This is a genomic window from Crocosphaera sp. XPORK-15E (assembly GCF_034931425.1).
GTDB lineage: Bacteria > Cyanobacteriota > Cyanobacteriia > Cyanobacteriales > Microcystaceae > UHCC-0190.
Genome location: NZ_JAYGHQ010000003.1, coordinates 61,496 through 75,755, shown reverse-complemented (window position 1 = coordinate 75,755; position 14,260 = coordinate 61,496). Strand labels below are relative to the sequence as shown.

Sequence of the window (14,260 nt, the reverse complement as noted above, 5' to 3'; positions counted from 1 at the left end):
CTGGCACCTGATGTTTAAAACCGGATTTTGAGCCGAATCTAAACGATCTGAGTAAAACAAACAGGCGGTGCGAGGGTATTGTTAAGTTTTGCTACATTTAGCATTTAGGTAACGATATAACTGTATAGTAATAAATTGAAATAGAAATTGCCGCAGTCGTTTGATGGCTTAAGACAGAGAGAGCATTTTTCGTCTAACGTCTAACGTCTAACGTCTAAACTACCACAAAGAGGCATTGATCATGAGCAATAACTTAGCCCTCAAACTTCGGGAAGGAACCAGTCATTCTCACACCTTAGCTGAAAATACAGCTTTTACCAAGTGTTTTCTCAAAGGTATTGTTGAAAAAGAACCCTTTCGTAAACTCTTAGCTGACTTTTATTTCCTCTATTCTACCCTAGAAGAAGAACTAGAACGCCACCACAATCATCCTGTTATTAGTAACATTTATTTTCCTGAATTAAACCGTAAGCAAAGCCTAGAGCAAGACTTACAATATTATTACGGAGAAAACTGGGCGCAAGAAATTTCTGCTTCAGCAGCCGGTCAAACTTATGTCAATAGAATTCGGGAAGTTTCTAATAGTGACCCTGCTTTATTGGTAGCCCATTCTTATGTACGTTATATGGGTGATTTATCCGGTGGTCAAAGCTTAAAAAATATTGCTCGTTCTGCTTTAGCATTACCCGCAGATCAAGGCACACAATTTTATGAATTTGAGCAAATTCCTACGGCAGAAGCAAGACGGGAATTCAAAGGAAAATACCGTGATGGGTTAAATTCTTTACCCATTGATGAAGCTTTAGAAAATAAGATTGTTGAAGAAGCAAACACCGCTTTTACACTAAATCGTGATGTGGTTCATGAATTAGAAGATGATGTCAAAACTGCCATTGGTGATCATGTTTTTGACCTGATTACTCGCCAAGAAATTCCTGGAGCAACAGAACACCATCATGGTCATGGTCATGGTCAACATCCAGAGAATTTAGTAAGAGCAGAATAAGACTAATTATCTTTTGTTAGTCAAGTGTGATGAAGTCAGTCAAACAGATAGTTAAATCAATATTTTCCTTTAACTGACTTCCTTTTTTTTCGCTCCATCCTTCTTTATTTACTGAAACCATTGAGAGGTTAATAAACAGTATGAACTTAACATCACAAACCGTAGTATTTAATACTGATTTATTGAATAAGTACGATAAATCTTTACCCAGATATACGAGTTATCCTCCTGCAACGGAATTAAAGACCAAGGTAGGAGAACAAGAATTTAGAGCAGGAATTGCTACAGGAAACCATAAAAAAACGCCTCTTTCTTTATATTGTCATATTCCTTTTTGTGAAAGTGCTTGTTATTTTTGTGGTTGTAATACCATTATTACTCGCAATAAAAAAGTTGCTCCTCCTTATGTAGACTATTTAATTAAAGATATTGAAAGAACGGCTGAATTAATTTCTTCAGATCGTTCTGTTAATCAAATTCATTGGGGAGGTGGAACCCCTAATTATTTAGATCAATCCCAAATTGATCAATTATTTACTGCTTTAGTCAAGAACTTTAATATTGACAAAGATGCCGAGATATCCATTGAAATTAACCCCAGATATATTGATCGAAACTTCATCTTTTTCTTAAGAAGTATCGGGTTTAATCGTATTAGTTTTGGCATTCAAGACTTTGACCCCAAAGTGCAACAGGTTATTAACCGTATTCAACCCGAAGAAATGTTATTTAATGTCATGGGTTGGATGCGAGAAGCTGAGTTTGAAAGTGTTAACGTTGATCTAATTTATGGACTGCCTTATCAAAACCGACACACCTTTGAAAAGACAGTTAAAAAGACCATAGAATTGAATCCTGATCGCATTGCTGTCTTCAATTTTGCCTATATTCCTTGGATTAAACCTGCTCAAAAAAATCTACCTGTTGAAGAACTTCCCAATGCGTCAGAAAAGTTAGCAATGTTGCAAATGACCATTGAAGAATTCAACCGCAATGATTATTTATACATTGGAATGGATCACTTTGCCAAACCCAATGATGAACTATCTATTGCTCAAGCAGAAGGTCAATTACATCGCAATTTCCAAGGATACACCACTAAGCCAGAATCAGATCTTTTTGCCTTTGGAATGACATCAATTAGTATGTTACAAGATGTCTATGTTCAAAATCATAAAGGAATTAAAGACTATTATCGGGCATTAGATGAGGGACATTTACCCATCGAAAAAGGTGTTACCTTAAGCAAAGATGACATTATTCGTCGTGCGGTGATTATGGAATTAATGTGTCAATCACAGTTGTACAAAAATCGCATTGAAGAAAAATATAATCTTGATTTTGATCTTGATTTTGATGAATATTTTGCCCAAGAATTAATCGATCTCAAACCATTAGAAGCGGATGGATTAATTAATTTATTCCCTGATCGTCTAGAAGTAACAAACTCAGGACGGTGGTTAATCAGAAATATTGCTGCTGTGTTTGATCCTTACCTCAAAGGACGCAAAGAACAGTCTTTTTCTAAAGCAATTTAGTTTGTTTTAGAAAGTGAAATAAGCTGATCTCCTATCTTTAAGATAGGAGATTTTTCTATAATATTATTAAATGAATAATGAATAATGAATAATGAATAATGAATAATTATTCATTATTATAGCAGTAGGAGATCTTAATATTATTAAACCCCTACTACTTCTGACTTCTCTAAGGATGAGTCATTGTTTCAGGACGTACAATGTTTTGAAATTCTTCTGCACTGAGAAATCCTAACGCAACACAAGCATCTTGTAAACTTGTTCTTTCTTCATAAGCTTTTTTCGCAACTTTCGCCGCTTTATCATAGCCAATATGAGGATTTAAAGCAGTCACTAACATCAAAGAATTGTTTAAATAATACTCAATTTGTTCCTTATTTATCTCCATTCCTACTACTAAATGATCCGTAAAAGATGAACAAGCATCTGCTAACAACCGAATAGAATTAAGCAGATTAAAAATCAACAAAGGTTTAAACACATTTAACTCAAAATTCCCCTGACTTCCTGCCATACTAATAGCTGAATCATAGCCCATTACCTGCACACAAACCATCGTCATAGCTTCACATTGAGTCGGGTTAACTTTTCCTGGCATAATGGAAGATCCAGGCTCATTTGCAGGTAAAATAAGCTCACCAATACCACAACGAGGCCCCGATCCTAACCAACGAATATCATTAGCAAGTTTCATCAAAGAACAGGCCAAAGTTTTGAGCGCACCACTACACATTACAATGGCATCATGGGCAGCTAAAGCGGCAAACTTATTCGGGGCCGCAACGAAGGGTAAAGCCGTTATTTGGGCAATTTCCGCCGCAACCCGTTGGGAAAATTCAGGATGAGTATTTAATCCCGTCCCCACTGCTGTACCACCGATCGCCAATTCATAGAGATCGGGTAAGGTTAATTTAATGCGTTCAAGATCTTTATCGAGTTGGGAAACATAAGCCGAAAATTCCTGTCCTAATGTTAAAGGAACGGCATCCATGAGATGAGTTCGCCCAATTTTGACAATATTTTCATAAGCTGTCATTTTAGCGGCTAAACCATCCCTTAATTTAGCGACCATTGGTAACAATTTATGATGTATTTCTTCCACTGCTGCAATGTGCATGGCCGTGGGAAAGGTATCATTAGAAGATTGGGACATATTAACATGATCATTCGGATGAATGGGAGTTTTACTTCCTAATATTCCCCCTGCTAATTCAATACCACGGTTAGAAATTACTTCATTGGCATTCATATTAGTTTGGGTTCCGCTTCCCGTTTGCCAAATACTTAAAGGAAAGTGATCATCAAGAGTTCCTCCTATTACTTCATCTGCTGCTTGAAGGATTAAATCTGCCTTTTCTTCGGTTAATTTTCCTAAGTTTTTATTAACAATTGCTGTGGCTTTTTTTAGGATACCAATAGCCCGAATCATTTCCCTGGGCATTACATCTTGACCAATGGCAAAATAGTATAATGATCGCTGAGTTTGTGCGCCCCAATAACGATCTGATTGTACTTCAATACTACCCATACTATCGGTTTCAATTCGCATTTTTTCTCCTGATTTATTGCTCATTTTGTTTACAAGTAACAAGTAAAAAGTTATAATTTTTTAGTTTATTACTTATTACTTAATTCCTGCTTCTCTATTCCCCATTCTCCAATTGAGAAGCGATAATTACGTTGGAAATAACTCAAGAATTTTCTCACGGTTTCCGGTTCCAAAAATAAGGTATAAGAAACTAACATGACTGCGCTAATTTGCAAGACAAAAGCATTCATCAAAATAGCAATAGAAATGTGTAGTAAACTCATCAAAATGAGCATCGGATATTTAGTCCGCTTAAACCAAATAAAAATGAAAAAAGACAACTCAAGAATTAAGGTACCATAAGTCATGGCCATACTCATGATATGACTGTGTAAAAAATCAACATCACTAAATCTAAACCATTCATCATACAAAGAAATATAGTACATAATATTACCTTCACGCCAAGCGATATCACTTCTGAGTTTATCCAAAGCAGAAAGGGGATAAATTAAAGCAATAGAAAGCTGAAGAAGTCGCCAACTCCATACGGATTTTTTCTGAGGATAATATTTAGTTAAACTCTGATGCTTTTTACCCCACTTACGTCTCAAAAAATTATCAACAGATAAACTATTACCCAAGGGAGCAAAACAACTATAAAATAAAAGCATCCGAATGATCAGATCTTTGCCATCAATAATAGCAGTATTGCGATTACAAATTGAGAACCACAAAATATAAAGAATAATTGTTGTAATTCTGGTGCCTATTCCTAAAATAAAGGCGATGGTGGTTAATAAAGTAGCCCCATAAATTACCCAAACAAACTGAGGAGAATCTGACAAAGCAAAGAGAGATTTAAACGAAGCTAAAAACCAGCCTCCTCTGGCATCTATAAACCGATCTAGGGTAATCATTCCCTGAACACCATAGAATTCTTCCCAGTCAAAATAACTGACTAATAAGACAACAAAAATGAAAAGTCCGAAAACAATCCTAAAAAATCCTAAGGTCAGCGTTGATTCTTTCTGAAACCAAAAATCATAGAATCTTTTGATACTTTTTCTTATTAATTCCGACATTGAAATTCCCCTAATTTTCCTTTATCACTAAACTCTTCAGTCAAATATTGTTTACGGATAGCAGATTGTTCTGGTGGTAATATTTGCCGCCAAAATAGATCAAAACGAATCGCCTTAATCGGATTATTGGGATCTTGATAAATTCGACAAAGATAGTCAGTATAATGCTCACGGGCATCTTTATAATGGAACAAACTTTGCTGTAATTTTCCATCCCGAAAATTGACAAAGTTATCTGTAACATTATCTTTCTCTTTCTGGGAGAATATGGGTAAAACACTGGCCTCTCCATTTTGATGAATTGCCACCACACCAAGTCGCCAACTAAATCGATCAACCACGGAAAACATTCGCCAAGAAGAACTCATTCCTAAAAAAGATGTTACCTTAGGTACAATATTAGGAATAAAGGGAATTCTGATGGTAGTATTTTGAACAAGATGGGACCACAAAGATACTGATATTATAAAGATCACTGCGGTTTTTTTGAGTAAATCTGTAGAACGATAACTTTCCATATTTGTCACTAAAATTCCGGCAAAATTAGGAATCATTAATCATCAACAACGACTAAATAATCCTTAAATTTGCCATGCAAAATCTAAAGTCAGATTGATCCTGTTCAATCTTCTAAATTCTATGTAAAGCTTCATTGAAGATCTAATATATACAGAAACTTTTAAACTTTTGAAATCAAATATTAACTTAAATGAAGCTAAAAAAAATAAGCCCGCCGTAGCGGGCCTTTCCCTTTAGATTATTTTAAGATTATTATTGAGCCGGACTGACTTTATCAATCACTTCAGTGGTTCCATCTTCTTTGACTGTCCAAACATCATAACTCCCCACAACATCGCCATTTTCATCAAGATCCACATTACCGCTGGCCCCTTGATAATTAATATCTTCTCCCTTACGAACCAAGGCCATTGCTTCACAAGGATCACTCACCTCTATACCTGGGGCATTGGCCACCTCACGGATTTTACTCTTAATGCCTTCTCCAGTGTTAGCATCTGCTGCTTCTGCGGCCAACATTAATAAAATCGTAGCATCCCAACTATGGGGAACAAAAGCCGTCACATCCTTGCCTGTTTTCTCATTCCACTTAGTCGTAAACGCCCCCAATGCTTGACCATTTGCCCCAGGTACGGTTCCCAAGGCCCCGGCCAAGATAAACTTACCATCAGCCGTTTTACCCACCTGTTTAACGAAATCTTCCGAATACACCCCATCTGTTAACAAGAGAGTGACACCATTGGTTAACCCCTGTTTATAGGCTGCTTGTATCAGAATACTACCCGTCTCCGCATAAAGAACCGCGGCCACCCCATCCGGTTTATTGGCAAAAGCTGCGGCCGCCTCACTATCAAGGGTTGAAGCTTTGGGATCATAACGAACAGGTTTCTCTTTATTAGTAATGTTACCCCCTGACTTCTCAAAGGCTTTGACAAATTCCTGTTCAAACCCCACCCCATAATCATTATTAATGACCACAGTGGAGACATTTTTAAAGCCCTGTTTAGCTGCTAAGGCCGCTAAGGCTTGGGCTTGATAAGTATCAGGGGGAGCCGTTCTCGCCCAATAACCATCAAATTCGCCATTTTTGGCCTGGTCTGTAAACACAGGGCTGGTACTGCCAGGAGACACCAACATGACCTTATTTTGTGCTGCAATGCCTACAGCGGCCCCAGAAACACTACTAGCAAAGGCCCCAACCACACCAGCCACCCGATCCACTTCTGCTAATTTAGTCATGGCGGCGGCCCCTGCGGCCGGATCGGTTTGACTATCTTCCGTAATTAGGGTAACAGGTTTCCCATTGACTCCATCACAGGCATTCACTTCCTCTACGGCTAATTTAACGGCTTCTGGCATATTAGCCCCAATGGAGGCTAAATCTCCCGTGACAGGTAATAAAGCCCCTAATTTTAGCCCGTCTGCGGGGGTGGTGGGACTAGGGGGGGAAGATGTATCTGTGGGTTGTTTCTGATTACAGCCCCCTAATAAACTGGTACTGAAGGCGATCGCTAGTCCCAAAGCTAGGGGAGACTTTAAGCGGTATTTTGTCAACAATGAATTCATTACTAAGGTCGCTCCTCGCTGCAAGTTATTCTGCTTAACTTTTGACCTTCCTTTATAACTCCTAACAGACTAAAAAGCAATCAATCAGTTAACCCGCTATCATCCCCCAACGGTTCATAAGTTTTCGAGCTTCGACAGGCCCATTAAATATTCCTCTGCTTTTAGTTTTAATTTATCTCCTTCTAAAATTAATTTATCAATGTAATCTTTAAGCCCACATTCCGCACTTCAAAAAAGTAGCATAACCGTAGTATGAAATCAGGGGCTAATAGAGATGACTATTAGATTCAAAATTAGTAAATTTTAAAAATACATTGTACATGGCAAAATCTGCATTTTTGAAAATCATAAATTTGGACATCAAAAAGTAGGGGACGCTCTGATAGTCCCGATTGACAATTAATTGTAGAAAAGCCTATTGATTATCAGAAAATCAGAAAATTATAGATAGTATTTTTGACAAGATGCAGGTAAAAAACTTAAAATGAAACGTCTTTCTTCTGTTTTCCAGGTATAACCTTCTAAATGTAGGTGACTTCTTTTCTTCTTTTCGTCATCTGTTATTTCTTCTATTTCTACATTTTGCATTAATTCTTTCGCTTTTTTGAGCGTCATTGGAACCCTAGTTATCCATTTTAAATGTTGGATTAGTTTGAGATTTTCTTGACTATAACAATCACTTATACACTCTGCCATCTGAGTAAACAAACCCTTAAAAATCGATTAAAGGCCCGTTAAACTGGTCTTTTTTTTGACTATAATTATTAAGGATTACCAGTAAAAAAGAATCTAGCCGATGCTGTAGCAATAGCCCCGAACAATAAAACGATTAACGCCCAAACTTGACTATTTTGGGTTGTTTCTACTTTTTCTAGTCGCTTGTCCATACCCTCGACTTTCTCGGTTAGGGTTGCTACGCCTACCTTTAAATCCGTTACATCTTTCTGAATAGTGTCCAGTTTCTCCTCTATCTTCTTGAATTTGTCCTCTATGCCCTTAAGGACTTCTGCAATGGAATAAGTAACAGTAGTGGGTTCAGTCATAGGTTAAACTCCTAATAATTCTATTTTTTTAATGTCTCCTAGGTTTCTCTCTGGGGGACTTATCTTTATTTTATTGCCAATTTTGTGAAATCCTTTACGGAACTTCCAAGTAATTAAAAGTTACTTACTACATATAGTGTCATTGAATCGGCGATCCCTGGGTTTGTTACACTAGATATAGTGTTTTCTCCTCAAATACCATGCAAGTCTTTTTCTTAATCACCCTAGCCCATCTCATTGAACACATGGCCCAAGCCTGGGAACTATGGGTCATGAATTGGGCCCGTCCTGATTGCTTAGGTCTTCTCGGATTACTTAGCCCTTGGCTGATGAAGTCGGAATGGCTTCATTATGGCTATGCCCTATTCATGTTGATTGGACTGTGGGCCTTACGTCCTTACATCAAATCAGGTAAGGCTTATTTTTGGTGGTCTGTCGCCTTGTGGTTCCAGTTTTATCATCACATAGAACACGCCTTATTATTAGGACAAAAACTATTTGGGGTTAACTTCTTTAATTCTCCCGTTCCTAGGCGAAGAGTGATCATCTTAGCTCCCTTATTTCCTTCTAATAGATAAGTAAATTCTAGCCTGACTTTGTTTCGGGGGTCTGCATAAATAAGGCACGGATTTATATGATCGTCCCATCTGAACTTATCAAGGGTCAACTGACCACTAATTTCCTTAGCCTTACCCTTGGCAACCTGTAAACCTTCATCCGTTGCGGGTAAATTAAGCGTTAACCGTTGTTGATGGGAATTACTGAACTTGGAGTTAGGACGGGGCGGGAATGTTCCCCTAAGCAACAATTTAGATCCCCGTTGTTCAATTGTTAAATTAATTGAACCTGCTTTTAAGATCTCGTTAGCTTTTTTCAGCTTTTGGATAAAATTACTCATTTTTGCTCTGGACTAAATTTAGAAAGGCTAATTAGTCTCAATCAATCCTAATTAGTCCTTATTTAGATAGAGCAAAAAGACCTGAAAACCTTAGTCAATCAGAGTTTTGATTATAGACATGATATGCCAGGAACCAGACTTGAACTGGTGACACGAGGATTTTCAGTCCTCTGCTCTACCAACTGAGCTATCCCGGCAACTGTATTTTTTCCAGCGCTTAACAAGCATAACAAATCTTTTTAACCATTGCAAGAGGATCAGCAAAAATTCTTTACCTAAAGCATCATCTCAAAACGCTCAAGCATCAATGGTACAATTAACACTTATAGCTAGGGGTGTCTGGGAATCCAGGCTGAGAAAGACCCTTAGAACCTGAGACTGGGTAATACCAGCGTAGGGAAGCTGTTTCTAGAGGTATACAAGTATGAGATCACAATGGGTTGCCAAGCGACGGGGACAAAACAATGTATCCCAGATGCACTATGCGCGTCAAGGGGTCATTACGGAAGAAATGGACTATGTGGCCAAACGGGAAAATCTTCCCCCTGAGTTAATTCGAGCAGAAATTGCGCGGGGACGGATGATTATTCCGGCTAATATTAATCATACTAATTTAGAACCAATGGCTATTGGTATTGCTTCTAAATGTAAGGTTAATGCTAATATTGGTGCTTCTCCTAATTCCTCCAATCTTGATGAAGAAGTCGCTAAACTGACATTAGCGGTTAAATATGGGGCCGATACGGTGATGGACTTATCCACCGGAGGAGGAGACTTAGACACCATTCGCACCGCCATTATTAATGCGTCTCCCGTTCCCATTGGGACTGTTCCCATTTATCAAGCGTTAGAAAGCGTTCACGGTAACATTGAAACCCTGACCCCTGATGATTTTCTCCACATCATCGAAAAACACGCTCAACAAGGGGTAGACTATATGACCATTCATGCGGGTATTCTTATAGAACATCTGCCTTTGGTCAGAAATCGTCTAACGGGTATTGTCTCTCGCGGGGGTGGTATTATTGCCCGTTGGATGTTGCATCATCACAAGCAAAACCCTCTCTATACTCATTTTGACGAAATCATCGAAATCTTTAAGAAATACGATGTTTCTTTTAGTTTAGGGGACTCTTTACGTCCTGGATGTACCCATGATGCGTCAGACGAAGCGCAACTTGCGGAACTGAAAACCCTTGGCCAGTTAACCCGTCGCGCTTGGGAACATGATGTCCAGGTGATGGTTGAAGGGCCGGGCCATGTACCGATGGACCAAATTGAGTTTAATGTTAAAAAGCAGATGGAGGAGTGTTCAGAAGCACCTTTCTATGTTTTAGGTCCCTTGGTGACAGATATTGCCCCAGGTTATGACCATATTACCTCAGCGATCGGCGCGGCCATGGCGGGTTGGTATGGTACGGCTATGTTGTGTTATGTGACTCCTAAAGAACATTTAGGGTTGCCTGATGCAGAGGATGTCAGAAATGGCTTAATTGCCTATAAAATAGCAGCACACGCCGCCGATATTGCCCGTCATCGTCCGGGGGCCCGCGATCGGGATGATGAACTGTCTCAGGCTCGTTATAATTTCGATTGGAATCGTCAATTTGAGTTATCTTTAGATCCTGAAAGGGCGCGAGAATATCATGATGAAACCTTGCCCGCAGACATCTACAAAACGGCGGAATTTTGTTCAATGTGTGGGCCAAAGTTCTGTCCCATGCAAACAAAAGTTGATGCAGATGCGTTAACAGAGTTAGAGCAATTCTTAGCCCAAAAAGACAAAGAAAAAGTCGCTCAATAGTTTAGTAGGGTGGGCAATGCCCACCTTATTTTTAAATAGGAGAACAGAGGTTAATATGCAAGTCCAAATCGAAAAACAGTATTACACACCTGAAGAATATTGTCAGTTAGAAGAAACAGCAGAGTATAAAAATGAATATCGAGATGGAGAGATTATTCCCATGACAGGAGCAACAACTAATCATAATCTAATCGCTTTGAATTTCTGTCGACATTTTCCTACTAATATCAACAATGAGGATTATTGGGTTTTTATGAGTGATGTCCGGTTATGGATGTCAGACTATCGCTTATATACCTATCCGGATGTGATGGTGGTTAAAGGTAAACCTGTTTATGAAGGAAAAGGGACAAATAATATAATCAATGCGTTAATTATTGTAGAGGTATTATCGAAATCTACGAGAGATTATGATCGGACTGATAAGTTTAAATTTTATCGCTCAATTCCCGAATTTAAAGAATATATATTAATCGATCAATATAGTTATTATATTGAACAATTTTATAAACAAAATAATGGGGAATGGCTTTTTAAAACTTATGAATCAGAAAATGATATTTTAAAATTATATTCGGTGGATTTTCAACTTTCTATTTTAGATATTTATAATCGAGTAGATTTTGCTCTAGAAGAAGAATGATAAAATAGAAAAAATCAATCAATTCTAATCCTATGGAAAATACCTCAACCTTTCAAAAAGCAATAGAAACTGTCGAAGCTCTTTCGCCAGAGGAACAAACTATACTCATAGATATTATTCAAAATCGTCTAAGAGAACATAAACGCCAAGAACTCTTACAAGACATTACTGAAGCTGAACAGAATTATCTTTCAGGTAATTTTAAACAAGGTTCAGTGGCAGATTTAATGGCAGAATTAGACGAATGAAAAATTTACTTTGGACTGAGACATTTACCCGAAAGTTTAAGCGTCTAGTTCGTCAAAATCCTCAACTGCGGATACTTATCGAACAGAGGCTACAGCAGTTAAGCAAGAATCCTTTTCATCCCAGTCTACGAACCCATAAACTAAAAGGGGAATTGTCAGGAATTTGGTCATGTTCCATTGATTATAGTTATCGTATTTTGTTTAAATTTACTAGAGAGGAAAATGATATTTTGTTGCTAACGCTAGGCTCTCATAATGAAGTTTATTAGAAAACTTTCTGATTTAACAATTCATGTGTAAATTATCGACTAAAAATGACCACTTATCAGCAATTTCTTCTATCATTTTAGTGGTAGGTTTTCCCGCCCCATGACCCGCTTTTGTTTCAATGCGAATTAATATAGCTTTATCTCCAATATGGGCATTTTGTAAAGCCGCAGCAAACTTAAAACTATGGGCAGGAACCACCCGATCATCATGATCTGCCGTTGTAATCATTGTAGCAGGATAAGCAGTTTTTGACTTTAAATTATGCAAGGGAGAATAGGCATAAAGTGTCTTAAAATCTGCTTCATTTTCTGCACTTCCATATTCGGAACACCAAGCCCAACCTATGGTAAATTTATGAAATCTCAGCATATCTAACACCCCAACAGCAGGTAAAGCAGCCGCAAATAAATCGGGTTTTTGGGTGATACAAGCCCCCACTAAAAGCCCTCCATTACTACCTCCACCAATGGCTAATTTTTGAGGAGATGTATAGTTATTTTTGATTAACCATTCGGCAGCACTAATAAAGTCATCAAAAACGTTTTGTTTCTTATTTTTCATTCCTGATTGATGCCATTCTTCTCCATATTCTCCACCTCCTCTTAAATTGGGAACTGCATAAACACCTCCCATTTCCATCCAAACCAGGTTGCTAATGGAGAAATTAGGGGTTAAGGACACATTAAAGCCACCATATCCATAAAGATAAGTTGGGTTATTGCTATCAAGTTTCAATCCTTTTTTATGAGTAATAAACATGGGAATTTCTGTCCCGTCTTTACTCTGATAAAAAATTTGTTTTGTCTCAAACTCATCAGGATTAAAGTCTACATTTGGTTGACGAAAAAGGGTACTTTCTCCTGTTATAATGTCGTAACGATAAATAGTTGAAGGCGTAGTAAAACTGGTAAAATTATAGAAGGTTTCTTCATCATATCTTTTACCACCAAAACCCCCAACTGTTCCAATTCCAGGTAAGGTGACTTCCCTGATAAAATTACCTTGTAAATCAAATATTTTAATACAGGAATAAGCATCTTTGAGGTAATCACAAATAAATTGATTATTTAAAATACCAACATCTTCTAGGGTTTCGTGAGTTTCGGGAATAAGTTCTGTCCAATTTTCTTTATTAGGTTGATTAATATCAATCTTAATTACTTTACCTTTAGGGGCGTTTAAATCAGTGCGAAACCAAAAGATTGACCCATCATTATCAATAAAGCTATAGTCGGCTTCAAATTCGTTGATCAGTTCAATTACTTGAGCATTGGGGTTAGTTAAATCTTTATAAAAAATGAGATTTTTGGGATCTGTTCCTTTCCAAACACTAATAATTAAATATTGTCCATCTTCGGTAACGTTTCCACTAAACCCCCATTCTTTTTCATCAGGACGATCATAAATTAAAATGTCTTCAGATTGGGAAGTTCCTAACTGATGATAATAGAGTTTTTGATAATAATTAATATCTTCTAGTTTAGTTTTTTCCTTGGGTTCATTGTAGCGACTGTAGAAAAAACCTTGATGATCTTTTGTCCAAGATGCACCAGAAAATTTAATCCATTTGAGATGATCGGATAAGTTTTTTCCTGTTTCAATTTCTTTGACTTTCCATTCTACCCAATCTGATCCTGATGTTGATAACCCATAAGCTAAATATTGGGCATTTTTAGCAATAGATAGTCCTGATAGGGCAATGGTTCCATCTTGGGATAAGGTGTTAGGATCTAATAAAATTGTGGGTTCATCATCGAGATTTTTTAAGGTGTATAAAACACTTTGATTTTGTAACCCGTTGTTCTTAAAATAAAAATAGCGATCGCCTTCTTTAAAGGGAATACTATATTTTTCATAATCCCAGAGCTTAGTTAACCGTTGTTTAATGGTTTCTCTTGCTGAAATTTGGGATAAATAGTCAAAAGTAATCTTATTTTGCGCTTCTATCCAAGCTTGACTGTCTTCTGAGTCTGGGTTTTCTAACCAACGATAAGGATCTTTAACTTCGATCCCATGATAAACATCAATTATATCTTGTTGCGGGGTATTTGGATAGGAGAACTTAGGTGACATTTTTAGGAACTTCTGAGGTAATGACCATCGCTTACAATC

Annotated in this window: 13 protein-coding genes, 1 tRNA gene, 1 pseudogene and 1 riboswitch; of the genes and pseudogenes, 7 read left to right on the top strand and 8 right to left on the bottom strand. The window is 37.5% G+C overall.

Going from position 1 to position 14,260, the window contains the following annotated elements; translation table 11 throughout:
* The first annotated feature begins 241 nt into the window (after window positions 1-241).
* The gene (locus VB691_RS03240) at window positions 242-1,006 is read left to right on the top strand and encodes a heme oxygenase (biliverdin-producing) (protein WP_323290023.1); all 765 of its coding nucleotides are present in this window, start codon (window positions 242-244) and stop codon (window positions 1,004-1,006) included.
* A gap of 140 nt (window positions 1,007-1,146) precedes the next feature.
* On the top strand, window positions 1,147-2,544 hold the full coding sequence (hemN, locus tag VB691_RS03235) for an oxygen-independent coproporphyrinogen III oxidase (protein ID WP_323290022.1): 1,398 nt from the start codon (window positions 1,147-1,149) through the stop codon (window positions 2,542-2,544).
* Between the two features lie 169 nt (window positions 2,545-2,713).
* Here hemN and fumC read toward each other — a convergent pair whose 3' ends face one another.
* The 6 genes and pseudogenes from fumC to VB691_RS03205 all read right to left on the bottom strand — a co-directional run bounded on the left by fumC (window position 2,714) and on the right by VB691_RS03205 (window position 8,285).
* Window positions 2,714-4,093 (bottom strand): class II fumarate hydratase, encoded by a 1,380-nt coding sequence (gene fumC, locus VB691_RS03230; protein WP_323290174.1) that lies wholly within the window; start codon window positions 4,091-4,093, stop codon window positions 2,714-2,716.
* 68 nt (window positions 4,094-4,161) lie between these two features.
* Window positions 4,162-5,157 carry an HTTM domain-containing protein gene (locus tag VB691_RS03225; protein WP_323290021.1) on the bottom strand — a complete coding sequence of 332 codons (996 nt, stop codon included), beginning with the start codon at window positions 5,155-5,157 and terminating at the stop codon, window positions 4,162-4,164.
* Window positions 5,145-5,711, bottom strand: a complete 567-nt coding sequence (locus tag VB691_RS03220; protein WP_323290020.1) for a hypothetical protein — start codon at window positions 5,709-5,711, stop codon at window positions 5,145-5,147. Before VB691_RS03220 ends, VB691_RS03225 begins: the two co-directional genes overlap by 13 nt.
* Before the next feature lie 217 nt (window positions 5,712-5,928).
* Window positions 5,929-7,242 (bottom strand): ABC transporter substrate-binding protein, encoded by a 1,314-nt coding sequence (locus tag VB691_RS03215; RefSeq protein ID WP_323290019.1) that lies wholly within the window; start codon window positions 7,240-7,242, stop codon window positions 5,929-5,931.
* 498 nt (window positions 7,243-7,740) lie between these two features.
* A pseudogene (locus VB691_RS03210) lies at window positions 7,741-7,923 on the bottom strand (IS1634 family transposase); the annotation flags it as partial.
* An 83-nt stretch (window positions 7,924-8,006) separates the two neighbouring features.
* A complete protein-coding gene (locus VB691_RS03205) occupies window positions 8,007-8,285 on the bottom strand; it encodes a hypothetical protein (protein ID WP_323290018.1) in 279 nt (92 codons plus the stop codon).
* Window positions 8,286-8,485: 200 nt separating this feature from the next.
* Between VB691_RS03205 and VB691_RS03200 the strand changes: the two genes are divergently transcribed.
* Window positions 8,486-8,863 (top strand): hypothetical protein, encoded by a 378-nt coding sequence (locus tag VB691_RS03200; protein ID WP_323290017.1) that lies wholly within the window; start codon window positions 8,486-8,488, stop codon window positions 8,861-8,863.
* Between the two features lie 444 nt (window positions 8,864-9,307).
* On the opposite strand, the gene VB691_RS03195 is transcribed toward VB691_RS03200, so the two are convergent.
* Window positions 9,308-9,380, bottom strand: a tRNA-Phe gene (locus VB691_RS03195).
* 124 nt (window positions 9,381-9,504) lie between these two features.
* Window positions 9,505-9,600, top strand: a riboswitch (TPP riboswitch).
* 7 nt (window positions 9,601-9,607) lie between these two features.
* On the opposite strand from VB691_RS03195, the gene thiC reads away from it, so the two are divergent.
* The 4 genes from thiC to VB691_RS03175 are packed head-to-tail and all read left to right on the top strand — an operon-like array spanning window position 9,608 to window position 12,147.
* On the top strand, window positions 9,608-10,987 hold the full coding sequence (thiC, locus tag VB691_RS03190) for a phosphomethylpyrimidine synthase (RefSeq protein WP_323290016.1): 1,380 nt from the start codon (window positions 9,608-9,610) through the stop codon (window positions 10,985-10,987).
* 55 nt (window positions 10,988-11,042) lie between these two features.
* Window positions 11,043-11,630, top strand: coding sequence for a Uma2 family endonuclease (locus VB691_RS03185; protein WP_323290015.1), 588 nt, complete (start codon window positions 11,043-11,045; stop codon window positions 11,628-11,630).
* Window positions 11,631-11,662: 32 nt separating this feature from the next.
* On the top strand, window positions 11,663-11,878 hold the full coding sequence (locus VB691_RS03180; protein ID WP_323290014.1) for a hypothetical protein: 216 nt from the start codon (window positions 11,663-11,665) through the stop codon (window positions 11,876-11,878).
* Window positions 11,875-12,147 carry a type II toxin-antitoxin system mRNA interferase toxin, RelE/StbE family gene (locus VB691_RS03175; protein ID WP_323290013.1) on the top strand — a complete coding sequence of 91 codons (273 nt, stop codon included), beginning with the start codon at window positions 11,875-11,877 and terminating at the stop codon, window positions 12,145-12,147. Before VB691_RS03180 ends, VB691_RS03175 begins: the two co-directional genes overlap by 4 nt.
* A gap of 13 nt (window positions 12,148-12,160) precedes the next feature.
* Here the strand turns inward: VB691_RS03175 and VB691_RS03170 are convergent, their stop codons facing one another.
* Entirely contained in the window at window positions 12,161-14,221 is a 2,061-nt protein-coding gene (locus VB691_RS03170) for a prolyl oligopeptidase family serine peptidase (RefSeq protein ID WP_323290012.1), read from the bottom strand.
* Between the last annotated feature and the right edge of the window lie 39 nt (window positions 14,222-14,260).